The sequence below is a fragment of the Methylobacterium sp. J-030 genome (assembly GCF_022829545.1).
Taxonomy (GTDB): domain Bacteria; phylum Pseudomonadota; class Alphaproteobacteria; order Rhizobiales; family Beijerinckiaceae; genus Methylobacterium.
In genome coordinates this window covers 1-23,011 of record NZ_JAKSYM010000370.1, presented here as the reverse complement: position 1 = coordinate 23,011, position 23,011 = coordinate 1, and the positions used below count along the sequence as shown (strand labels likewise).

Here is a 23,011-nt window from a genome sequence, read left to right as displayed (position 1 = left end):
GGGCGCTCCGCGGCCCGCTCAGGCCTCCCGATACCAGTCGGGCAGGAACGCGAGGTCGTTGTCCCAGCCGCTGCGGGGCGCCGTCAGGCTCGCGCCCACCGCCGAGACCTCGGCCCGGTGGATCAGCGGCAGCACGTTCTGCGAGACCGCGAGGTCGTTGCACTTGATCAGGAGTGCGGCGCGCTTGACCGGGTCGAGCTCGCTCTGGGCGGCGTTGTAGGCCGCGTCGTAGGCGTCGCTGCGCCAGCGCACGACGTTGCGGCCCTGCCACTTGTTGGCCTTCTGGGCCACCTCCCAGGAGGCGTACATCAAGAGCCAGATCGCCGGGTCGGCCTGGGTGGCGCCGTAGGCGTACATCTCCATGTCGGCGTAGAAATGCGTGCAGGTGTCGGGATTGGCCGGGTCGGAGGCGAAGAACACCGAGCCGGTGACTGATTTCAGCTCGATCTCGATCCCGGCCTTGGCGGCGGCCTGCTTGATGATCGCCTGGGTCTTCTGGCGCGGGGCGTTGATCGAGGTCTGGAACAGGAGCTTCAGCCGCTTGCCGTCCTTAGCCCGTATACCGTCCGAGCCCTTCGCCCAGCCGGCCTCGTCGAGGAGCGCGTTGGCGCGGGCCGGGTCGAAGGCGAACGTCGTGTCCTTCGAGACGAAGCGCGCGGGGCCGTTGACCGTGTTGGCGGTGGCCCGGCCGGTGCGGCCGTAGATGTAGGTCTCGATCGACTTGCGGTCGACCAGCAGGTTCAGGGCCTGGGCTACCTTCGGGTCGGAGAAGGCGGGGTGCTTCGTGGTGATCGAGGACCGCTCGCCGTCGACCTCGACGTTCGGATCGGTGGCGTTCAGCAGCAAAAACTCCAGCTTGCCGCCGTACACCACGTCGACCCGGCCCTTGCCGCCGGTCTCCAGGCGCTTCAGCACCTCGTCCTCGACGAGGAGATTCCAGGCGTAGTCGTATTCCCCGGTCTGCAGCACCGCGCGGGCCGCCGAGACCGCGTCGCCGCCGCCCTTCATCTCGATCGTGTCGAAGTAGGGCCGGTTCGGCAGGTGATAGTTCGGGTTGCGCGCACCGCGGACGATGTCGCCGGGCCGGAACTCCACGAACCGGTACGGGCCGGTGCCCACCGGGGCGAGGTTCTGCGGCGCATCGCGGGACTTGGCGCCGATGTAGTCTGCGAACAGGTGCTTCGGCAGCACCATCCCGACGATGCCCACGAAGGCGTCGCACCAGAAGGGCGTCGGCTTGTCGAACACGACCCGGACGCTGAGGTCGTCGATCTTCTCGACCTTACAATCCTTGTAGGAGCCGATGGTCACCGCCGCGGTGGCGGGGTCGCGGGCATACGCCCAGGTGAAGACGAGGTCGTCGGCGGTGAGCGGCTTGCCGTCGTGCCACGTGACGCCGGGCTTGAGCGTCCAGACCACCGAGCGGCCGTCGGCGGCGAGCGCTCCGTTCTCCCGGGACGGGATCGAGGCGGCGAGCACCGGCGTCAGATTGCCGTCCGGGTCCCAGGCGGCGAGCGGCTCGTAGAAGATGCGCGAGGCATCCTGGTCCTTGGTGCCGACCGCGAAATGCGGGTTGATCAGCGTCGGGGCCTGCCACCACAGGACCTTGAGCGCGCCGCCGCCGCCGGCCTTGGTGGGCTTGTAGCCGGCCCGGATATCGGCCGCCATCGCCACGCCGGTGCCGGCGAGCATCAGCCCGGCCATCGGCGCGCTGAGGCCCAGCGCCACCATCCGCTGCACGAAGGCGCGCCGCGACAGGCGGCCGTCCTTCACGCGTCCGATGAGGCCGTGCAGATCCCGCTCGTCCATAATCGTTCCTGGTTGCCGCCGCGACCGGCACAGCATCATTCTGGGTGTGGTCTTGGCAAGGGGCGGGCCAGGGACGCTTCACGCGAAACGGGCCGGCCGTCATGGGCGGCGTCGTGGGGGCGGGCGGCCACGTGGTCCCGGCCCTGCATGCGGCCCTCCGGTTGACGGATCCGCTATCAACCCTTCCAAGGTGTTTGGCCTCGCGCGCGTCGTGGGACCAGCGCTCCTGAGCCAGTGACGGGCGCCCCTCTCCCGGACAGGTGAAGCGCAGCGGAACCTGACCCGGGATCCCGCACAAGAAGCGCCGCGCATGCGGCTCACGTCGATCCAGATCGACGCTTCGCGACCTCAAGTGCTGGATCCCGGGTCGCATTCCGCTGGCGCTGCATGCGCCCGGGAACGGGTCGGTGCAAATCCGGCACGACGCGATGGCGTCGGATCTCTGCAATCACCTTGAAAGGGCTGGGTCCGCTATGGTGCCGCGGACTGAACGAGTAAAAATCGCCGGAGACGACACGATGGACAACCGCAACGCCGTGTGGCGCCACGTCGATGCCCGGACGGAGCGGCTGATCGCCCTGTCCGAGCGGGTCTGGGGCATGCCGGAGGTCTGCTACACGGAGGAACGCTCCTGCGCCGAGCACGTCGCCGAGCTGCGCCACCAGGGCTTCCGAGTCACCGAGCGGGTCGCCGGCATCCCCACCGCCGTGATGGGCGAGGCCGGGGAGGGCGGTCCGGTCATCGCCTTCCTCGGCGAGTACGACGCGCTGCCCGGCCTGTCGCAGGAGGCGGGCGTGGCTGAGCACCGGCCGATCGAGGCCGGCGGCCATGGCCACGGCTGCGGCCACAACCTCCTCGGCTCGGCGGCGCTGCTGGCCGCCACCGCCGTCAAGGACTGGCTCGCCGAGACCGGCACCCCCGGCCGCGTGCGCTATTACGGCTGCCCGGCCGAGGAGGGCGGGGCCGCCAAGGCCTTCATGGTCCGCGCCGGCGCCTTCTCGGAGGCCGACATCGCGATCTCCTGGCACCCGTCGAGCTTCTGGGAGGTGGCGCCGCCGGCAGCCCTCGCCAACACCCGGGCGGACTTCACCTTCACCGGGCGGACCGCCCACGCGGCGGCGGCTCCGCATCTCGGGCGCTCGGCGCTGGACGCCGTGGAGCTGATGAGCGTCGGCGTCAACTACATGCGCGAGCACATGCCCTCGGACGCCCGGGTGCACTACGCCTATCTCGACGCCGGCGGCATCGCGCCCAACGTCGTGCAGGCGCGGGCGGCGGTCCGCTACTCGATCCGCGCCCGCGACCTGCCCGGCATGCTGGCGCTGGTCGAGCGGGTGAAGACAATCGCCGAGGGCGCCGCCCTGATGACCGAGACCACCGTGGCGGTGCGGATCGTCAGCGCCGTGTCGAACCTCCTGGGCAACACGCCGCTGGAGCAGGCGCTCCACGGGGTGATGGAGGAGCTCGGCCCGCCGCCCTTCGACGATGCCGACCGGGACTTCGCCGAACAGATCCGGGCGACGCTCGGCGACGGCGACATCGACGCGGTCTTCCGCGCCATCGGGATGCCGCGCACCGGGGCGCCGCTGGCGGATTTCCTCGTGCCCCTCGACGCCCCGCGCAACCCGGCGATCGGCTCGACCGATGTGGGCGACGTGAGCTGGGTCGTGCCGACCGTGCAGGCCCACGCGCCGACCGTGGCGATCGGCACGCCGTTCCACACCTGGCAGGTGGTGGCGCAGGGAAAGACCCCGGCCGCCCACAAGGCGCTCGTGCAGGTCGCCAAGGCGATGGCCGCCACCGGCACCCGGGCGCTGACCGATGCGGGCCTGCGCGCGGCCGCGAAGGCGGATCTCGCCCGGCGCCGGGGCGCGGCCGGCTACGTCTCGCCGCTGCCCCCGGAGGTCGAGCCGCCGCTGCGCATGTCGCTGGCGTGAGGCGGAGGGGGCGGGCGCACCCGGCCCAGGTTTGAGGCCGCGGCATGCTCAAGCCGCCAGCTTGACGGGACGCGGGTCCCCGCCCCCCTCTGCGGGGGAGGGTGGTGCCCGATGGGGGCGGGAGGTCGGCGGTTCACCTCCGGGGTGCCGCCGCGATGCGGTGGCCGACACCGCCCCCAGCGCCCGCAGGAACGGGCGCACCGGCAGCCCCTCGCGCCGGGCGAGCGCGACCATGCCCGGCAACATCGTCGTGGTTGGCATCCGGCGGCAGGGGCAGCGGGTCGGGCAAGGTTTTGTCGAGGTCGAGCCGCAGCGTCCCGGCGAGCCGGGCGCGACTGTCCTCCCGGGGCACGCGATCCCAGAGCGCGTCCTGGCGCCGCCGCGCCTCGGCCGCCATGGGGCCGATTACCGTGGCGAGGCCGGGCAGGATCATCCGCGCGTCCGGGCCGCACCCGCGGATCCCGGGCATACGCCACCCGTCCGAGACGGTCTGGGCAAGCGAGAACACCGCGTCCGCGGTTGCGGGGAGGTCCCGCCGGTCCTACGAGGCTCCGGTGCCCACCCGGTCAATGCAGTTGGGCGAGCTGGGCGCGCACCTGCGCGCGGGCCAGGCTGAAGCCGAGTTCCATCAGCAGCGCTTCCGTCAAGGCCAGGGCCTTCGGTTCAGCCAGATCCTTGAGGGTGCGATAGCTGGCCAGGACGAGGTCCACGACGTGATCCAGCGGCGGCGTCGCCTGGGATATCCGCGATGCGACGAGGGGGTCGTCGCAGGTGTCGCCCTGCGTGATATCCACCACGATGCCGCGACCCGCCACCACGACGCCGGTCTCGTCCGGATCGAACTTCCCGCGGGCCAGGATCCGGCGGATCCGGCCGTCCGCCGAGCAGACCCGGTGCTCGGCGATGAACCACCCGCCGCCCGCCGCGCAGCGGAGGATGTGCTCCAGGACGTGCGCGCGGTCATCCGGGTGGGTACCGCCGTTGAACGTCTCGAACGGGATGCCCGCAGCGCCGAACTCGGGGGTGAAGCCGAACAGCAGGGCGACGATCGGATCGGCGATCACGACGCCCCGGCGAACGTCGATCTGCCAGCGTCCGACCGCGTCGGCATCATCGAGAACCGTCTGCAGCTCATCGCGCCCCGGATGGGCGCGCGCGCCCTCTGACATTCGCATCTGTCCGGCCCCCGACCCGGTCGATTTGCAACTGCAGATAGTACACAACTCAATTGTGGTGACATCAAGCAGCCTGGGCCGTGGTCCGATCGAATGGCCGGCTTCGATTTCGCGGGTCCGCGACCGTGCAGCCGAACCAAGACCTTAGGGCCGTTCCATCCCGTGATCGGGGTTGGCCTCGGCGGCGCAGGATTCCACGAGGCGAAGCAACTCCAGGCGCTTGTCGTCATTCGGGAGCGCATGGAACGCGCGAACCAGTCTGATCAGCAGGACGGCCGTATGATAATCGTCCGGAACACCCTGCACCGTCGATTGGTCCTCGGAAAAGACCTTGGTGTTCACGCCGAGGGCAACTGAAATGTTCCGCAACAGTTGGGCATTCCGTTCGTCCTGCGCCAAAGCCGCGCTCCCGATGACCGCCCAGTTCCGGCAGGCCGTGGCATACTTAAACGATAATGCCAAGCCGAAAACCCTCGGCTACGGACTGCGCCCGGTTGCGCGTCCTGAGCTTCGCGCGCACGCAGCGCAGGTGCGAGTCGACCCCGTGCTCCGAAATCCCCATGATCTCGCCGATCTCCCAATCGGTCTTGCCTTCCGCGGCCCATTGCAGCGTCTCGCGCTCCCGCGGTGAGAGCCGGACCGGCATGTCGGCGGGCTGGCCCCGCACGAGCAGGGCTTGGCCGAACGCGTAGCTCGCGATCAGCGTGAGCATGCCCCGGTGTTCCGGCGCGATCTCCAGATGGGCGCCCGCGAAGCTCATCCCGCCGGCCTCGCCCTCGATGGTCGTCAGGGGCACGGTGTAGCCGTCGCGCAGGCCGCACTCGGCGGCCTCGTTCATGATCTGGCGTCCGAGGGGCGACGTCTCGGCCGAAATCTCCGGATCGCGCCACCCGAAGCCGCTCTGCTGCTGCAGCGTATGGGCCACGATCGGGTCGTGGGCAGCGTAGCGGCGGTGGAGATAGCGCTGGCGCCACGCGTCGGACACGTTCTCCATAACGAGGAACTGGCGATTGAAGCCCGTCAGGCCGGGCGCCGTCGGGAGCAGCGCCGCGATGATGGCCTCGACGCCGAACCCGCGGAGCTGCCGCTGAACCGTGGCCACGACCTCCGGGATGCTGCCGGCGCGGTCGAGTTCCTTGAGCAACTTGAGCGTGTGATCGAGGGACTTCCTGCTCACGATGGCTCCCGTTCGCAGCCGCTGATCACGCCGCACCGGACGGTCGCCCCCGGGGTCGGATGAATCCCGGCCGGCGGCGAGCAATCCCCGTGCCGACACCACGCGTTCGCGTGGTGTCGCCCGCCGCACCCGGCGGGCACACAAAAGCACGGAGGTACTTCATGATCCAGATCATTACCGCTGCCGAGATTGATCGGCACAAAGATTTAATGGAACAGGCCTGGCGCCTTCGGCACAAGATCTTCGTCGAGGAGATGGGTTGGTCGGCCATCGCGCGGGACGACAAGCGCGAGATCGACGAGTTCGATGACGAGTACGCCATCCACCTGCTCGCGCTGGAGGACGACGCGGTCGTCGGCTATTCGCGTCTCCTCCCGACGGTGCGGCCCTACGTCCTGTCCACGCACCTGCCGCAGCTCTGCGAGATGGAGCCGCCCCACTCGCCCCACATCGTCGAGTGGAGCCGGATCGGCGTGGCGGGCAGCGTGCGCACCTCCGGCCGGCGGCTCAACCCGACGGCCCTGTCGATCCTGACCGCGATCGTGGAATGGGGCCTGCCGCGCGGCCTCAAGGGTTTCGTCTCCGAGATGCCGACCAGTTGGCTTCTGCGCCTGCTGCAGCTCCACATCCACGCCCTGCCGCTGGGGCTCCCGCAGATGATCGACGACGTCGAGATCGTCGCGGTCAATGCCGGCTTCGACGCCCGAAGCCTGCGGCAATTGCAGACTCTGCGGGGCACCACCGACTCCGTCCTGGTACCCGAGTGCCGCGGCGTGGCCCGGCTGGCGAGCTAGGAAGGGTCCCGCCCCATGGCAACGGTGCCGGACAAGGACCGCGAGAATGACGACCTGAGACGCCGTCTGGAACAGGCGGCTGAGCAGGCCCTCGAACTCCGCAAGACCGTCATGGGCCTCCCGGATCCCCATCTGCGCGTGTTCGTGGATGCGGTTCTGATCGAGCTCGGGCGGCACCTCGGCCGATCGATCGGCCATCCCCCCGCGCCCGGACCTCGCCCGGTCGTGTAGGGCAACGCTCGACGGATGGCGGCCGCGCCCGTCATCCGTCGAACCGGGAAGGCGCCGCCTGATCGCCCCGGATCGGCCAGACGCTCCGCCCTCGAAGAAGGGCGGGGCCGAGCGGGTTTAGCTGTTGAGACCGGGCCGCTCGGCCCCTGTCGAAGCGAAGACCCTGGGAAGGATTTGCACTTCGATCCTGTCGGCGCCGCGTGAACCCATGCGCACAAGGCGCGACGGCCGGAGCGGCCGCGGGCGGCGTGTCCAGCAGGATGGTGAACCGCACCCAGCCATCCGTCGAGTCCTTATCGTGGATCCGGCCCAACGCGTTGGTGACAGGCGCTCCGCTCACGACCGCGCGGGCGGCGCTGGCCTGCGCCGGACCGGCCGAGCCGCCGTCATCGCGACGCGGGACCGCTCGCGCAATTCCGCCGGACCGGTATACCTGACGTCGGACAGATCGACCGGAGCGCCGGCCATGGCATACGCGACGACCCTCGAAGGCACACGCTTCACCTTCCCCGACCTCCGCGGCCTGCTGGCCAAGGCGACGCCGGAGCGGTCCGGCGATCAGCTCGCCGGGCTCTGCGCGGAGGGGCCGGTGGAGCGCCTCGCCGCGCAGATCGCCCTCGCCGACCTGCCGCTGAAGACGTTCCTGGCGGAGGAGCTGATCCCCTCGGACGCGGACGAGGTCTCGGACCTCATCGCGCGCCGGCACGACGCGCGGGCCTTCGCGCCGGTGGCGTCGCTGACGGTCGGCGCCTTCCGCGAATGGCTGCTGTCGCCGGCGGCCGATGCGGCGGCGCTCGCGGCCCTCGCGCCGGGGCTCACGCCCGAGATGGTGGCGGCCGTCTCAAAACTCTGCCGGCTGCAGGATCTCGTGGCGATCACCGCCAAGCGGCCGGTGGTGACGCGGTTCCGCTCCACGATCGGCCTGCCCGGCCGCCTCGCGACCCGCAACCAGCCGAACCACCCGACCGATTCCTCCGCCGGCATCCTGATCTCGGCGCTCGACGGCCTGCTGATGGGCTCGGGCGACGCGATGATCGGCGTGAATCCGGCGACCGACTCGCTGCCGGACTACATCCGCATCGTCGAACTGCTGGAGACCCTGCGCCTGCGCCTGAACGTGCCGACCCAGCATTGCTGCCTCGGCCACGTCACGGTGGCGATCGAGGCCATGGGGCGGGGCGCGCCGGTGGACCTCGTGTTCCAGTCGGTGGCGGGCTCGCAGAAGGCCAATGCCGGCTTCGGCGTCGATCTCGCCATCCTGCGCGAGGCCGCCGAGGCGGGTCGCGCGCTCGGCCGCTGCCCGGAGGGCGGGCAGTTCATGTACTTCGAGACCGGCCAGGGCTCGGCCCTCTCGGCCGACGCCCATTGGGGCGTCGACCAACAGACCATGGAGGCGCGGGCCTACGCGGTGGCACGGGAGTTCGATCCGCTCCTCGTCAACACGGTCGTGGGCTTCATCGGCCCGGAATACCTCTACAACGGCAAGCAGATCATCCGGGCCGGGCTGGAGGACCATTTCTGCGGCAAGCTGCTCGGCCTGCCGATGGGGGTGGACGTCTGCTACACCAACCACGCCGACGCCGACGGCGAGGACATGGACGCCCTCCTGACCCTGCTCTGCGCGGCAGGCGTCAACTTCGTCATCACGGTGCCGGGGGCGGACGACGTGATGCTGAACTACCAGTCCCTCTCCCATCACGACGCGGTCTTCGCCCGCGAGACCCTGGGGCGCCCGCCCGCCCCGGAATTCGAGGCGTGGCTGCGCGCGGTCCGCATCACGGACGCGCAGGGCCGGCTCGCGGGGGCATCGGGCGAGCTGCCCCCGGCGCTGGAAGAGGCGTCGCGCCTCCTGCCGGGGCGGGCGGCATGAGCGCGCCCGCCGAGCCGAAGCGCGCCAAAACCCCGACGCTGCACGATCTGCGCGCGCTGACGCAGGCCCGCATCGCGCTGGGCGCCCACGGCGCCGGCCTGCCGACCGGGGCGGCGCTGGCCTTCGGGCTGGACCATGCCCGCGCCCGCGAGGCGGTCTGGACGCCCCTCGACGCGGCGGCGATCCGCGAGAGCTTGCGGGCGCAGGGGCTCGCGTCGATCGAGCTTCGCACCACCGTCGCCGACCGGGCGGAGTACCTGCGCCGGCCGGACCGGGGCCGGACCCTGAACCCGGATTCGGAGGCCGCCCTCGACGGGCTCGGGCAGGGCTTCGACGTCGCCCTGGTGATCGCCGACGGGCTCTCGGCCACGGCGGTCGCCCTCAACGCAGTGCCCTCCGCCGCCGCCCTCGCCGCGCGGGCGGCCCAAGCCGGCTGGAGCCTCGCCCCGGTCGCGGTCGTGCACCAGGGCCGGGTGGCGATCGGCGATCCGATCGGCGCCCGGCTCGGGGCGCGCTGCGTCGTCGTGCTGATCGGCGAGCGGCCGGGCCTGTCGGCCTCGGACAGCCTCGGCTGCTACATCACCTGCGCGCCGGAACCGGGATTGCCGGATTCCCGGCGCAACTGCATCTCGAACATCCGGCAGGACGGGCTTGCGATCGGGGCGGCCGCCGACCAGATGGAGGCCCTGCTGCGGGCCATGATGGCGCAGGGCACCAGCGGGGTCGGCCTGCGCCGGGAGAGCTTGGTGGGCCCGCCGGCGCCGTCCCTCCCGGAGGCGTAGGGCGCCGGCGCGTCGAGCCGGCTGACAGCCTGTGACCGCGTGCCCGCATGCGGATCCCTTGTCGAACGCCGCAAGGGTGTGAAATCGGTAGACCCCAGGGCGGCACGTGGTCCGTCCGGCGCCTCCGCATCGCCCCCGGGCGGAGCCCAGAATGGGAAACCGATTTGTCGCCACCCGATAGCAAGCTCGGCAGGGGGTCGACGCGGCGGCAGACCGGGGTTCCGACAGTCAGCGACGTGGCACGCGAGGCCGGGGTCTCGGCGATGACCGTGTCCCGCGTCGTCAACGGCGACGAGAAGGTCCGCCCCGGCACCCGCGAAGCGGTCGAGCGGGCGATCGCCACCCTGAACTACAAGCCGAACATCTCCGCGCAGATCCTGGCGGGCGTCAGTCAGATCCGCATCGGGCTGCTCTACAGCAACCCGAGCGCCGCCTACCTCAACGAGTTCCTGGTCGGCTGCCTCGGGGCGGCGAGCCAGGCACAGGCGCAGCTTCTGGTCGAGATTTGCGAGGTCGGCCAGCAGGCGGGCGACGTTGCGGCCCGGTTCCTCGCGAGCGGGATCGACGCGCTGCTCCTGCCGCCGCCGCTCTGCGATTCGGAGACGGTCCTGGCCGCCGTGGTCGCGGCGGGCCTGCCGGCGGTCCGCGTCGGCACCTGGGATTCGGAGCCCGCCATTGGGGCGGTCAGCATCGACGGGTACCGCGCGGCCCTCACCATGACGGCGCATATCGCGGCTTTGGGCCATCGGCGCATCGGCTTCATCCGGGGCAATCCCGACCAGACAGCGAGCGAGCGCCGCTTCCTCGGCTATCGCGACGGGCTGGCGCAGGCGGGCCTCGCCTTCGATCCCGGCCTCGTGGCGCCGGGCCTGTTCACCTACCGCTCGGGGCTGGAGGCGGCCGAGCGCCTGCTGACCGGCACCGCGCCGCCCACCGCGATCTTCGCCAGCAACGACGACATGGCGGCCGCCACCGTGGCGGTGGCCTTGCGCCGGGGGCTCGCCGTCCCGGAGGATCTGACGGTGTGCGGCTTCGACGACACATCGATCGCCACCACCATCTGGCCGGAACTCACCACGATCCGCCAGCCGATCCGCGAGATGTCCCACGCCGCGATGGTCCTGCTCCTGAAGGCGGCCCGCGCCCGCCGCGCCGGGCAGGCGCCCGAGCGCGCCCATATCGTCCTCGACCATGCGCTGGTCCGCCGGTTCTCCGACGCGCCGCCGCGCCGACTGGACTGAGACACGGAACGTCTTCGCATCACTTCGGCGATCGCGCCGGATGCATACGGGAGCTTGACAAGACCTTGAGGCGCGGCTCAATGTTAGCGCTATCAAGCGTGTGGGGGCGCTGAGTCTCCGCCGGAACCGGGGGGCGGCGCACATGGCTTTCGCTGCGGCGGATGCATTGCCGGCGGATTGGCGCGAGGGCCTGTTCCTCGGCCGCGCCCAGCTTCCCGAAGGACCATCGCCGATCCTGATCGAGCGCGGCTGCGTCTACGACATGGCCGCCGTGGCCCCCACCGTCTCGGCCCTGGTCGAGGCCCGGCATTTCACCGGTGCGGGTGGAAAACCCATCGCGGGGCCGGACGGGCTGACGCTCCTGAGCCCCATCGACCTGCACTGCGTGAAGGCCGCCGGCGTCACCTTCGCGATCTCCGCCCTGGAGCGGGTGATCGAGGAGCGCGCGAACGGCGATCCGGCCGCCGCCGCCGCCGTCCGAACGCGGATCGAGGACCGAATCGGCGGGAGCCTGCGGGCGGTCGTCCCGGGCACCGGGGAGGCTGCGGCGCTCAAGCGCGTCCTGATGGATGACGGGCTGTGGTCCCAGTATCTCGAAGTCGCGATCGGGCCGGACGCCGAGATCTTTACCAAGTCGCCGGTGCTCTCGACCGTCGGCTGGGGCGCCGAGATCGGGATCCGCTCGGATTCGACCTGGAACAACCCCGAGCCGGAGATCGTGCTGCTGGTGTCCGCCGACGGGACGCCGGTCGGCGCGACGCTCGGCAACGACGTGAATCTCCGCGACTTCGAGGGCCGCTCGGCCCTGCTCCTCGGCAAGGCCAAGGACAACAACGCCTCCTGCTCGATCGGGCCGCTGGTGCGCCTGTTCGACCAGGGCTTCACGATGGACGACGTCCGCAGCGCCGAGGTCGCGCTGGTGGTGGAGGGCGCGGACGGGTTCCGCCTCGACGGCCACTCGGCGATGGACCAGATCAGCCGGGACCCGCTCGATCTGGTCCGGCAGGCGCTGAGCGAGCACCAGTACCCGGACGGGTTCTGCCTGTTCCTCGGCACCCTGTTCGCGCCGATCCAGGACCGCGACGCGCCGGGCCGCGGCTTCACCCACAAGATCGGCGACCGGGTGACCGTCGCGAGCCCGCGCCTCGGCCGGCTCGTCAACCACGTCACCACCTCGAAGGCGGCCCCGCCCTGGTCGGAGGGGATCGGCGCGCTGATGCGCAACCTCGCCGGGCGGGGTCTGCTCGCCCGCCCCATTAGCCGCTGACCCCTGAGTGCCGGAGCGTCCGTCCGTGTCGTCGTCCCCCTCCACGCGTGCGATCTACCCGAGCCTGCGCGACCGGCGGGTGCTGGTGACGGGTGGTGCCTCGGGCATCGGCGAGGGTCTGGTCGAAGCTTTCGTGGCCCAGGGCGCACGGGTCGTGTTCTGCGACATCGCCGACACGGCCGCCGCCGCCCTGGTCGAGCGCCTCGCCCCCGGTGCGGCGCACCCGCCGCTCTACCGGCGCTGCGACCTGACCGACGTCGAGGCGGTCCGCGCCCTGGTGACCGGCACCGAGGCGGCGCTGGGGGGCATCGACGTCCTCGTCAACAATGCCGGCAACGACGACCGCCACACGATCGAGGCGGTGACGCCCGCCTACTGGGACGCGCGCATGGCGGTGAACCTGCGCCACCTGTTCTTCGCCGCGCAGGCGGCGGTGCCGTCGATGCGGCGGGCCGGCCGCGGGGTGATCCTGAATTTCGGATCGATCAGCTGGCATCTCGGCGCGCGGGACATGCCGATCTACCAGACTGCCAAGGCGGCGATCGAGGGGATGACCCGGGCGCTCGCCCGGGACCTCGGCCGGGACGGCATCCGCGTCGCGACGATCGTGCCCGGCAACGTCCAGACCCCACGGCAGGAGCGCTGGTACACCCCGGAGGGGGCGGCCGAGATCGTGGCGGCCCAGTGCCTCGACGGGCGGATCCAGCCCTCGGACGTCGCCGCCCTGGTGCTGTTCCTGGCCTCGGACGATGCCCGGATGTGCACGGGGCACAACTACTTCATCGACGCGGGCTGGCGCTGAACCATGGCGCTCCGGCCCGATCACGTCCACGCCGTGCAGGCGATCCTCGGGGAGGGGCCGGTCTGGCTGCCGCACGAGCGCGCCCTGTGGTTCACCGACATCAAGGCGCAGCGCCTGCACCGCTTCGACCCCGAGGCCGGGACGCTGCGGAGCTGGGACGCGCCCGACCAGCCTGGATGGGTATTGCCCACCGAGGACGGCGCGCTGGTGGCGGGCCTCAAGTCCGGCCTGCACCGCTTCGACCCGGAGGGCGGTCGCTTCACCGCGCTGCACGACCCCGAGCCGCACCTGCCGGGGAACCGCCTGAACGATGCCGCCATCCACCCGGACGGCAGCCTGTGGTTCGGCAGCATGGACGATGCCGAACGCGCCCCGACCGGCCGCCTCTACCGGTTCGCCGCGGCCGGCGCCGCCGATAGCGGCCTGCCGGCGGTGACGATCACCAACGGCCCCGCCTTCTCGCCGGACGGGACGATCCTCTACCACGTCGACACGCTCGGTCGCACAATCTGGCAGGTGCCCCTGGCCGGGGGCGAGATCGCCGGTCGGCCTTCGCTGTTCGCCCGGATCGAGGACGGCGCCGGATATCCGGACGGCCTGACGGTCGACGCCGAGGGCTGCGTCTGGATGGGCCTGTTCGGCGGCTGGGCCGCGCGCCGCTACGCGCCGGACGGCCGCCTGATCGAGGCCGTCCCGTTCCCCGTGGCGAACGTCACCAAGATCGCCTTCGGCGGCGACGACCTCGGAATCGCCTACGTCACGACGGCCCGCAAGGGCCTGTCGGAGGCCGACCGCGCCGCCCAGCCGCTGGCGGGGGATCTGTTCGCCTTCCGTCGCCCCGGACTCGTGGGGTTGCCCCCGGCCAGGGCGCGGATCTGAGACGGCGTGGACCGGTCCGGTCCGCGCCTGTGCAAGCCTTCGACCGAGCCGGCGGACGATCGGCGTCGAAGGGGTGAGGTCTGGCAGAAGCCGGGTGGTCCGGACTGCCGAAGGGGGAGGAAGCCATGGTCATCTCGACGAAACGGACGCTTTTCGCCGGCGGCGTCGCCGCGCTCATCCTGGGCGCCGGTTCGGGCGCCGCCTGGGCGAGCCCCGAGAAGCCCGTGATCGGCTTCTCGATCGACGACCTGCGCCTCGAACGCTGGACGCGCGACCGCGACTTCTTCGTCGAGGCCGCCAAGACGCTCGGCGCCAGCGTGAACGTGCAGTCGGCCGACGCCAGCGAGGAGCGCCAGATCGCGCAGATCGAGACCATGATCGCGCGGGGCGTGGACGCGATCGTGATCGTGCCCTTCAACGGCAAAGCCCTCGGCAACGTCATCGCGGAGGCCAAGCGCTCGGGGATCAAGGTCGTCTCGTACGACCGGCTGATCCTGAACGCCGACATCGACGCCTACATCACCTTCGACAACGAGCGCGTGGGCGAGTTGCAGGCCCAGGGCGTGCTCGAGGCCAAGCCGACCGGCAACTACTTCCTGATGGGCGGCGCGCCCACCGACAACAACTCCAAGATCCTGCGCCAGGGCCAGATGAAGGTCCTCCAGCCGGCGATCGACGCCGGCAAGATCAAGATCGTCGGCTCGCAATTCGTGCCGGAATGGAGCGCCACCACCGCCCTCCAGATCATGGAGGACGCGCTCACGGCCAACAAGAACGCCATCGACGGCGTGGTGGCCTCGAACGACGCGGAGGCCGGCGGCGTGGTGCAGGCGCTGACCGCGCAGAACCTCGCCGGCAAGACGGCGGTGTCCGGGCAGGACGCGGATCTCGCCGCGGTCCAGCGCGTGAAGGCCGGGACCCAGACCGTGACGGTCTACAAGCCGCTGAAGGAGATCGCCACCAAGGCCGCGGACCTCGCCGTGGCCCTCGTCAAGGGCAGGACTCCGCAGTTCAACGCGACGCTGAACAACGGCAAGACGGACGTGCCGTCCATCTTCCTCACGCCGGTCCTCGTGACGAAGCAGAACTGGGACATCGTCGTGAAGGACGGCTTCTACACGGAAGCGCAGATCAATCGGAAATAGCCACCGGACATTTTGGTCTGATTGCCGCGAACCGGGAGCCCTCCGGGGCTCCCACTGTCACCGCCTCCGAGAGCGGGAGCGCTCCCATGCCCGATACCCTGCTCGACATGCGCGGCATCACCAAGGCCTTCGGCGGGGTGCGCGCGCTCGACGGCATCGATCTCACCGTCCGCCGCGGCGAGGTGGTGGGCCTGTGCGGCGAGAACGGCGCGGGCAAGTCCACGCTGATGAAGGTGCTGTCGGCGGTCTATCCGCACGGCACCTGGGACGGGACGATCCACTGGGAGGGGCAGGAGCTCAAGGCCGGCAGCATCCGTGAGACCGAGGCGGCCGGCATCGTCATCATCCATCAGGAGCTGATGCTGGTGCCGCAATTGTCGGTGGCGGAGAACATCTTCCTCGGCCGGGAACCCCGCGCGGCGGGGGGCTTTATCGACTTCGACGCGATGTACGCCCGCGCCGCAAAACTGCTCGCCGATCTGCGCATGGGGCACATCAACGTGGCGCGCCCGGTGGCCGATTACGGCGGCGGCGAGTGCCAGCTGATCGAGATCGCCAAGGCGCTGAGCAAGAACGCCAAGCTCCTGATCCTCGACGAGCCGACCTCCTCTCTCAGCCGCTCCGAGACCGAGACCCTGCTGGGCATCGTCCGGGACCTGAAGGCCCGGGGCACGGCCTGCGTCTACATCTCCCACAAGCTGGAGGAAATCGAGGCGGTGGCCGACCGGGTGACCGTGATCCGCGACGGCACCTATGTCGGCAGCGCCGCCATGGCCGACATCACCGCCCACGACATCATCCGCATGATGATCGGGCGGGAGATGACGAGCCTGTTCCCGCGCGAGGACCACCCGATCGGCGCGGTCGTGTTCGAGGCGCGCAACGTCACCTGCCTCGATCCGCACAACACCCGCCGCCGCCGCGTCGACGCCGTCTCGTTCCAGCTCCGGCGCGGGGAGATCCTCGGCATCGCCGGCCTCGTCGGCGCCGGCCGCACCGAGCTGGTGAGCGCCCTGTTCGGCTGCTACCGGGGCCCGAGCACGGCCGAGCTCTTCCTCGACGGCCAGCCGATCACCGTCCGCAACCCCCGGCAGGCAGTCGCCCACGGGATCTGCATGGTGCCGGAGGACCGCAAGGCCCACGGCATCGTGCCGGGCCTCGGCGTCGGCCAGAACATCTCCCTCTCGGTCCTCGGGCGCTACGCGGGCGCGGGCCTGATCGACGAGCACCGCGAGCTGCAGGATGTCGGCGCCGCGATCACGCGGATGCGCATCAAGACCGCGAGCCCGCTGCTGGCCATCGCCCGCCTCAGCGGCGGCAACCAGCAGAAGGCGGTGATCGCCAAGATGCTGGCACCCGCGCCGCGCGTGCTGATCCTCGACGAGCCGACCCGGGGCGTCGATGTCGGCGCCAAGTACGAGATCTACAAGTTGATCTTCGAGTTCGTGAAGCAGGGCATGTCGATCATCATGGTCTCCTCGGAGATGCCGGAAGTCCTGGGCATCTCCGACCGCGTGCTGGTGATGGGCGAGGGCCGCCTGCGCGGCGACTTCGTCAACGACGGCCTCACGCAGGAGCAGGTCCTCACCGCCGCCCTCACGCCCCTCGACGCGGCCGCCTGAAGAGTTCGTCCATGGCCAGCATCCAGAAGTCCGGTCCTGCCGCAGTATCCGGCGCGGTCGCCGCCCCGCAGGAGGGGCCGGCGCGCGCCCTCGGCCGGGCGCAGATGAAGGTGGTGCTCGCGCGCTACAAGATCCTCGTGCTCGCCGTGGTCATCGCGGCGGTGTGGATCCTGTTCACCGCCCTCACGGACGGCGATTTCCTCACGCCGCGCAACCTGTCGAACCTGCTCCGGCAGATGGCGATCACCGGCATGCTGGCGGCCGGCATGGTGTTCGTCATCATCGCGGGCGAGATCGACCTCTCCGTCGGCTCGCTGCTGGGCCTCCTCGGCGGCGTCGGGGCGATCCTCGACGCGCGCTGGCAGATGCCGTTCCCCGTCACCCTCCTGGCGGTGCTGGGGCTCGGCGCCGGGATCGGCGCGTTCAACGGCTACTGGGTGGCCTATCGCGGCATCCCGTCCTTCATCGTGACGCTCGCGGGCCTGCTGGCGTTCCGCGGCATCCTGCTCGGGATCACCGGCGGCGTGACGGTGACGCCGATCGCGTCCGATTTCGTGGCCGTCGGCCAGAGCTACCTGCCGGGCCCCATCGGCTTCGGCCTCGCCGCGATCCTGTTCGCCCTGCTGGCCGCCTCGGTCCTGCGGAGCCGGGCCGGACGCCGGACGTACAACCTTCCGGTGCCGCCTCTCGCCATCGACCTCGGCAAGATCGTTCTGACCGGCGCGGTGCTGGCCGGGTTCGTGGTCGTGCTCAACGCCTATCGCGGCATCCCGACCCCGGTGCTGATCCTCCTCGTGATGCTCTGCGGCCTGAGCCTGATGGCCCGGCGGACCGTGCTGGGCCGGCGCATCTACGCCATCGGCGGCAACCTCGAGGCGACGCGCCTGTCGGGCGTCGACGTGCAGCGGGTGAAGCTCGTGGTGTTCGCGCTGATGGGCGCGGCCGCCGCGCTGGCCGGCCTCCTGACGACCGCGCGCCTCGCGGCCGGCTCCCCCTCGGCCGGCAGCCTGCAGGAACTGGACGCGATCGCGTCCTGCGTGATCGGCGGCACCTCCATGCGGGGCGGGGCCGGCACCGTCGCGGGCGCCCTGATCGGCGCGCTCCTCATGGCGAGCCTCGACAACGGCATGTCGATGCTCAGCCTCGACAGTTACTGGCAGATGATCGTCAAAGGAACGATTCTACTCCTAGCTGTTTGGCTGGACGTGGCAACATACGCTAAGAGTAACTGAGAACTATAGTTCTCAGCGCGTCGCTCGCCCAGTCAATCGACCGGGCGAAGCTGAAAAGCTCGGCCATAATCCTGAATTAATACCTACAAATCCCGATATTCAGGCTTGGGTTGAGGAAAAGTTAAAAAATTGAGCTTCAAAAACTGGGGGTAGACTGTGATTCGTAAAGCAACATCGTCCGGACTGCGCCGGGCATCCATGCTCGGCGCCGCCGTCGTCGCACAGGGCATCCTCTGGGCGCCCGGCCTCCACGCGCAGGAGGCGCCGCCCGCCGGCTCCGCCGCCGTGTCGAGCGCGTCCGCGCAAGTGATTCGGCCTGTTCGTAAGCGCCGCGCCCAGTCGGCGCGCCGTCCCGCTCCGGTCGCCGGGCTCCCGCTCGCCCGGCCCGCGACGGCGACCAGTCCCGATCTCGCCCCCGGCGGCAGCCTCGACACCCGGGCCGCCGCGCCGAAATGGGGCCTGTTCGGCAATCTCGGCGGCGTGCGCGACGACCTGTTCCGGGCCGGCATCCGCGTCGATGCCGGCGTCGATTACGAGACCGGCACCAACCTCCAGGGCGGAACGCGGCAGCTGGTGCGCGGCAGCGGCCAGTTCGTCCTCAAGGGCGCGGCCGACATGAACCAGCTCACCGGTGTCGAAGGCGGCACCATGAACTTCGTCTTCACACAGCGTTTCGGCCGCAGCCTGCCCATCGACGCGCATCTCGGCGTCCTTCAGCAGACGGAGGAAGTCTACGGCCGCGGTAACATCCCGCGCCTGACCACGCTCTCCTACGACCAGCAGTTCGGCAAGTATCTCGACCTGAAGTTCGGCCGCATGCCGGTCGGGTCCGATTTCGCCGGCTTCGCCTGCGAGTTCCAGAACCTGACCTTCTGCGGTGCCCAGCCGGGCAACCTCGTCGGGAACTACTGGTACAATTGGCCGGTCTCGCAATATGCGGCGCGCCTGCGCGTCGGAAATCTGGAGTCCGGCTACATCCAGGCCGGCGTCTACCAAGTGAACCAGCGCGACCTGGATGACGGGTTCAACTTCGACCCAACCGGGGCGACCGGCGCCCTGGCGATCCTCGAAGGCGCCGTGTTCCCGACCTTCGGCCCGTTCAACTACCGGGGCAGCTACACGGTCGGCGGCTGGTATCAGACGTCGGGCGGCCCCGATCTCTACTACAACACCGCCCGGCTTCCCCTCAGCGTGTATGGCGGGCTGCCCCTCGGCCATCAGGAGCGCAGCGGCGTCTACGGCGTGGCGATCCAAGAACTCTACCGGCCCAATCCCGACGAGCCCGGCCGCAACCTCTCGGCCTTCCTCCGGGTGACCTTCGCCGATTCGCGCACCTCGCCCCTCGACGAACAGGAGACGCTGGGCCTCGTCTACAAGGGGTTCTGGGATACCCGCCCGTTCGACTGGATCGGCGTCGCGATCGGCCAGTCGCATGCCAGTTCCGCCACCGCGCGGGGCATCGCCGCAGCCAATACCTTCTACGGCGCCTATCAGCCGCTCCCCGGCTACGAGCGGGTGCTGGAGGTGTTCTACAGCCTCGCCGTGACGCCGGACGTGGTGATCCGTCCGAACATCCAGTTCGTGAACCGTCCGGGCGGCATCAACCGGCGCGAGGACGTGGTCGTCTTCGGCGTGAAGAGCGGCATCACCTTCTGAGCCGGGCTCACCCCGGTGCCGGCGCCCGCACGCGCCGGCACCGGATCCCACCATATCTCCGGAACCGAGCGGCCGCCGGGGTTTCACCCCCCCGCGGGGGCGCCGGCGGACGGCGCTCCGCGACCGGATGACCGAGGCTCCCGGCGGATCAATCATCGGTATCCGTGACATCGCCCGGAGGCAAACGTCATCGACGTCCCCATATGGACATGGAAGCGAAGCGATGGACGGGGACCGACGATGCAAACCGAGAGGGCAGTGCTGGCCGGCGGATGTTTCTGGGGCGTGCAGGATCTCGTCCGGCGCCAGGCGGGCGTCGTGTCGACCCGCGTCGGCTACACCGGCGGCGACGTGCCGAACGCGACCTATCGCAACCACGGCACCCATGCCGAGGCGATCGAGATCGTCTACGACCCGACCCGGACGAGCTTCCGGCGCCTGCTGGAGTTCTTCTTCCAGATCCACGACCCGACGACGCCGAACCGGCAGGGCAACGACCGGGGCCCGAGCTATCGCTCGGCGATCTTCTACGCCGACGATGACCAGCGCCGCATCGCGCAGGATACCATCGCCGACGTCGACGCCTCCGGCCTGTGGCCCGGGACGGTCGTGACCGAGGTCGCGCCGGCCGGGCCGTTCTGGGAGGCCGAGCCGGAGCATCAGGACTACCTGGAGCGCCAGCCCGGCGGGTATACCTGCCACTTCGTCAGGCCAGGCTGGGTGTTGCCCGCCCGGTCAACCGCCCCCCAGGACGCATGAGGCTGGACGGCCCGAAGCGTCAGGCCCTGCTCGTGACGCGGCGCGATCACGGCGTGGTTTCGAAAGGCCGAGCCCCGGCCGCTTCAAGGTGTTTGGCCGGGTGCGCGTCTCGGGATCGGCGCCCCTTCCCCGGGCAGGTGAAGCGCAGCGGACCCTGATCCGGGACCCGGCACACGCAGCGCCGTGCCGGCGGCACAGGCTGATTCAGATGGACGCTTCGCGACACCGTGCGCTGGATCCCGGGTTGCACTCCGCTGGCGCTCCCCGCGCCCGGGACGGGGCCGCGTTCCTGATACGAGGAACGATGCCAGACCGGCGCACCGCGAGGGCGTCGGATTTCTGCAATCACCTTGAAGCGGCTGGGTCGGGACCTTTCGCGGGTCCAGGCACGGCCGAGGCGTGACAACCCACCGGAGGGCGCTCGCCCTTGGGCGACCCGCGGCCGGGCTCTCAGATCGTCCAGCCGCCGTCAACGACGACCGCCTGGCCGGTGGTGTAGGTCGCCCCCGCGAGGTACACGGCGAGGTCGGCAATCTCCTCCGGCGTGCCGAGCCGCCCGATCGGCTGGCGGGCGATGAAGGCCGCCCGGGTCTGCTCGTAATCGCCCTGCGCCCGGATGCGCGCCTGCAGGGACGGGCTCTCGACCGTGCCGGGGCAGATCGCGTTGCAGCGGATGTTGTGGGCGACGTAGTCGGCCGCCACCGCCTTGGTCAGCCCGATCACCGCCGCCTTCGTCACCCCGTAGGCGAAGCGGTTCGGCACGCCCTTCACCGACGAGGCGACCGAGGCCATGTTGATGATCGCGCCGTCGCGGCGCTCGACCATGCCGGGCAGTACGGCGCGGATCGTGCGGATCATCGCCCGGACGTTGAGGTCGAAGGCGACGTCGAGGTCGGTGTCGGGCATCTCCAGGATGGTGCCGCCGTGGACGACACCGGCGCAGTTGAACAGGATGTCGACGGCGCCGATCCGCGCGACCAGCGCCTTGACGGCGGCCGCATCCCGCACGTCGAGGAGCGCGGCGCTGACGTTGTCGGCGCGCAGGTCGTCCAGCGCCGCCGCGTCGATGTCGGTGGCGTGCACCGTCGCCCCGGCCTGCGCGAAGGCGAGGGCGCTTGCGCGCCCGATGCCCTGGCCGGCCGCGGTGATCAGGACCGTCTTGCCGGAAAGATCTGCCATCCCTCGAACTCCCTGGAGCGCGTGATACGATGCCGGAGGCGGTCGCCTCAATCGCAGCGGAAGCCCCCTTCCAGGGGCGCCCTGGCGGCCGCGCAGGTGGTGCCGTGGTCGTCCCAGGTGCCGAACGGCAGGGTCTCCGGCTTCCGGAGAACGATCGCATCGTTGGGGATCTTGCGATGGCCGATCGGATCCAGGATCTCGGGCCGGACCGCCGCGTATGGCCGCCAGCAGGGCGCGACCCTGCCGGGTTCGAGCCCGACCATTCCGCCCATGCGTTGCATCGGCCCATCCGTCGACCGGTTGATTCGCGCGTCGAGCAATACGCTCACACAACACACCGGACCTAGAACCTGTATCGCCCGCGGCTATGGTCTCCGCACGCCCCTGCCAGACGACGCGATTGGCTTCCCGGATCATGATCAAATCCGCGGCGGAGGCGAGGCCTCGAAGGTCCGGCCGCGGTGGGCTGCGGGAGCTCGCAGGTGATCTCGCGGCCGACAAGACTGCGCATGTGCGCAGCCCTCAGGAGCCGCTGCGGAATCGACGGTGGGCCCCTCCCGCGGCTCCGCCGGCCCCGGACCGTCTCACGGCGCGAACCGGGCGGCGTCTGCCGTGATGCGGCGCAGGGCGTCGGGACCTCGAGGGCTCAGCGCACCCGCAGGACTGGAGCGGGGCCGGTCCCCGCATCCCAGCCCGCGTGACGCGCCCCCGACGAGCCGGCATCCGGCTCATCGGGTATCACCCGGACCTGGTCGGGCAGATCAGAAGTCCATGCCGCCCATTCCGCCCATGCCACCACCGCCCGGCATCGGGGCGGCCTCCTTCCGCGGAGCCTCGGCGATCATCGCCTCGGTGGTCACCAGCAGGCCGGCGACCGAGGCCGCCCCCTGGATCGCCGCACGGACCACCTTGGCCGGATCGACGATGCCGGCCTGAAGCATGTCGACGTACGCTTCGGTCTGGGCGTCGAAGCCGTAGGTCGAAGAGGCATCGGCCAGGATCTTTCCGACCACGATCGAGCCCTCGACGCCCGAGTTCTGGGCGATCTGGCGCAGCGGTGCCTCGAGGGCCTTCAGCACGATCTTGATGCCGGCCTGGACGTCGGGGTTGTCGCTCGAGAGGGCCTGAACAGCCACCGTGGCGCGCAGCAGCGCGGTGCCGCCGCCCGGGACGATGCCCTCCTCGACCGCCGCGCGGGTGGCGTTCAGCGCGTCGTCGACGCGGTCCTTCTTCTCCTTCACCTCGACCTTGGTCGCACCGCCGACCTTGATCACCGCGACGCCGCCCGCTAGCTTGTCCAAGCGCTCCGGAAGCTTCTCGCGGTCGTAGTCCGAGGTCGTCTCCTCGATCAGCGCCTTGATCTTCGAGATCCGCCCCTCGATGTCCGACTTCTCGCCGACGCCGTCGATGATCGTGGTGTTCTCCTTCACGATCCGAACGCGCTTGGCCGTGCC

Annotated in this window: 22 protein-coding genes; 14 read left to right on the top strand and 8 right to left on the bottom strand. The window is 70.5% G+C overall.

Annotation, left to right across the window (positions count from 1 at the left end; translation table 11 throughout):
- Window positions 1-18 precede the first annotated feature (18 nt).
- Entirely contained in the window at window positions 19-1,809 is a 1,791-nt protein-coding gene (locus MKK75_RS29835; RefSeq protein ID WP_244046107.1) for a peptide ABC transporter substrate-binding protein, read from the bottom strand.
- Window positions 1,810-2,327: 518 nt separating this feature from the next.
- Here MKK75_RS29835 and MKK75_RS29830 point away from each other — a divergent pair.
- The gene (locus MKK75_RS29830) at window positions 2,328-3,746 is read left to right on the top strand and encodes a M20 family metallopeptidase (RefSeq protein WP_244046106.1); all 1,419 of its coding nucleotides are present in this window, start codon (window positions 2,328-2,330) and stop codon (window positions 3,744-3,746) included.
- A gap of 133 nt (window positions 3,747-3,879) precedes the next feature.
- On the opposite strand, the gene MKK75_RS29825 is transcribed toward MKK75_RS29830, so the two are convergent.
- From MKK75_RS29825 to MKK75_RS29810, 4 genes are all read right to left on the bottom strand, one after another.
- Window positions 3,880-4,215, bottom strand: coding sequence for a hypothetical protein (locus MKK75_RS29825; RefSeq protein WP_244046105.1), 336 nt, complete (start codon window positions 4,213-4,215; stop codon window positions 3,880-3,882).
- A gap of 97 nt (window positions 4,216-4,312) precedes the next feature.
- Window positions 4,313-4,915: a PAS domain-containing protein gene (locus MKK75_RS29820; RefSeq protein ID WP_244046104.1), complete on the bottom strand. Its 603-nt coding sequence runs from the start codon at window positions 4,913-4,915 to the stop codon at window positions 4,313-4,315.
- 150 nt (window positions 4,916-5,065) lie between these two features.
- Window positions 5,066-5,320 (bottom strand): hypothetical protein, encoded by a 255-nt coding sequence (locus MKK75_RS29815; protein ID WP_244046103.1) that lies wholly within the window; start codon window positions 5,318-5,320, stop codon window positions 5,066-5,068.
- A 46-nt stretch (window positions 5,321-5,366) separates the two neighbouring features.
- Entirely contained in the window at window positions 5,367-6,098 is a 732-nt protein-coding gene (locus MKK75_RS29810) for a LuxR family transcriptional regulator (RefSeq protein ID WP_244046102.1), read from the bottom strand.
- Window positions 6,099-6,259: 161 nt separating this feature from the next.
- Between MKK75_RS29810 and MKK75_RS29805 the strand changes: the two genes are divergently transcribed.
- The 13 genes from MKK75_RS29805 to msrA all read left to right on the top strand — a co-directional run bounded on the left by MKK75_RS29805 (window position 6,260) and on the right by msrA (window position 20,378).
- A complete protein-coding gene (locus MKK75_RS29805) occupies window positions 6,260-6,892 on the top strand; it encodes an acyl-homoserine-lactone synthase (protein ID WP_244046101.1) in 633 nt (210 codons plus the stop codon).
- A 15-nt stretch (window positions 6,893-6,907) separates the two neighbouring features.
- On the top strand, window positions 6,908-7,123 hold the full coding sequence (locus MKK75_RS29800; protein ID WP_244046100.1) for a hypothetical protein: 216 nt from the start codon (window positions 6,908-6,910) through the stop codon (window positions 7,121-7,123).
- A 466-nt stretch (window positions 7,124-7,589) separates the two neighbouring features.
- Window positions 7,590-8,993 carry an ethanolamine ammonia-lyase subunit EutB gene (locus tag MKK75_RS29795; protein WP_244046099.1) on the top strand — a complete coding sequence of 468 codons (1,404 nt, stop codon included), beginning with the start codon at window positions 7,590-7,592 and terminating at the stop codon, window positions 8,991-8,993.
- Window positions 8,990-9,775, top strand: coding sequence for an ethanolamine ammonia-lyase subunit EutC (gene eutC, locus MKK75_RS29790; protein ID WP_244046098.1), 786 nt, complete (start codon window positions 8,990-8,992; stop codon window positions 9,773-9,775). Before MKK75_RS29795 ends, eutC begins: the two co-directional genes overlap by 4 nt.
- Window positions 9,776-10,011: 236 nt before the next feature.
- Complete coding sequence (locus MKK75_RS29785; protein WP_244046097.1) at window positions 10,012-11,016, top strand: LacI family DNA-binding transcriptional regulator; 1,005 nt, start codon at window positions 10,012-10,014, stop codon at window positions 11,014-11,016.
- Between the two features lie 142 nt (window positions 11,017-11,158).
- A complete protein-coding gene (locus MKK75_RS29780) occupies window positions 11,159-12,283 on the top strand; it encodes a fumarylacetoacetate hydrolase family protein (RefSeq protein ID WP_244046096.1) in 1,125 nt (374 codons plus the stop codon).
- A 25-nt stretch (window positions 12,284-12,308) separates the two neighbouring features.
- Window positions 12,309-13,085 (top strand): SDR family NAD(P)-dependent oxidoreductase, encoded by a 777-nt coding sequence (locus MKK75_RS29775; RefSeq protein ID WP_244046095.1) that lies wholly within the window; start codon window positions 12,309-12,311, stop codon window positions 13,083-13,085.
- A 3-nt stretch (window positions 13,086-13,088) separates the two neighbouring features.
- Complete coding sequence (locus MKK75_RS29770) at window positions 13,089-13,964, top strand: SMP-30/gluconolactonase/LRE family protein (protein WP_244046094.1); 876 nt, start codon at window positions 13,089-13,091, stop codon at window positions 13,962-13,964.
- Between the two features lie 125 nt (window positions 13,965-14,089).
- Window positions 14,090-15,109, top strand: a complete 1,020-nt coding sequence (xylF, locus tag MKK75_RS29765) for a D-xylose ABC transporter substrate-binding protein (RefSeq protein ID WP_244046093.1) — start codon at window positions 14,090-14,092, stop codon at window positions 15,107-15,109.
- An 86-nt stretch (window positions 15,110-15,195) separates the two neighbouring features.
- Window positions 15,196-16,731, top strand: coding sequence for a xylose ABC transporter ATP-binding protein (locus MKK75_RS29760; protein WP_244046092.1), 1,536 nt, complete (start codon window positions 15,196-15,198; stop codon window positions 16,729-16,731).
- 104 nt (window positions 16,732-16,835) lie between these two features.
- Complete coding sequence (locus MKK75_RS29755) at window positions 16,836-17,963, top strand: ABC transporter permease subunit (protein WP_313901905.1); 1,128 nt, start codon at window positions 16,836-16,838, stop codon at window positions 17,961-17,963.
- A gap of 198 nt (window positions 17,964-18,161) precedes the next feature.
- A complete protein-coding gene (locus MKK75_RS29750; RefSeq protein WP_244046090.1) occupies window positions 18,162-19,619 on the top strand; it encodes a carbohydrate porin in 1,458 nt (485 codons plus the stop codon).
- A gap of 240 nt (window positions 19,620-19,859) precedes the next feature.
- On the top strand, window positions 19,860-20,378 hold the full coding sequence (gene msrA, locus MKK75_RS29745) for a peptide-methionine (S)-S-oxide reductase MsrA (protein ID WP_244046089.1): 519 nt from the start codon (window positions 19,860-19,862) through the stop codon (window positions 20,376-20,378).
- 450 nt (window positions 20,379-20,828) lie between these two features.
- Here msrA and MKK75_RS29740 read toward each other — a convergent pair whose 3' ends face one another.
- From MKK75_RS29740 to MKK75_RS29730, 3 genes are all read right to left on the bottom strand, one after another.
- Window positions 20,829-21,557, bottom strand: coding sequence for an SDR family oxidoreductase (locus tag MKK75_RS29740; protein ID WP_244046088.1), 729 nt, complete (start codon window positions 21,555-21,557; stop codon window positions 20,829-20,831).
- Between the two features lie 47 nt (window positions 21,558-21,604).
- Window positions 21,605-21,838, bottom strand: coding sequence for a hypothetical protein (locus tag MKK75_RS29735; RefSeq protein ID WP_244046087.1), 234 nt, complete (start codon window positions 21,836-21,838; stop codon window positions 21,605-21,607).
- Window positions 21,839-22,318: 480 nt separating this feature from the next.
- Window positions 22,319-23,011, bottom strand: a 693-nt coding sequence (locus MKK75_RS29730; RefSeq protein ID WP_279594226.1) for a TCP-1/cpn60 chaperonin family protein, incomplete at its 5' end; no start/stop codon positions are given.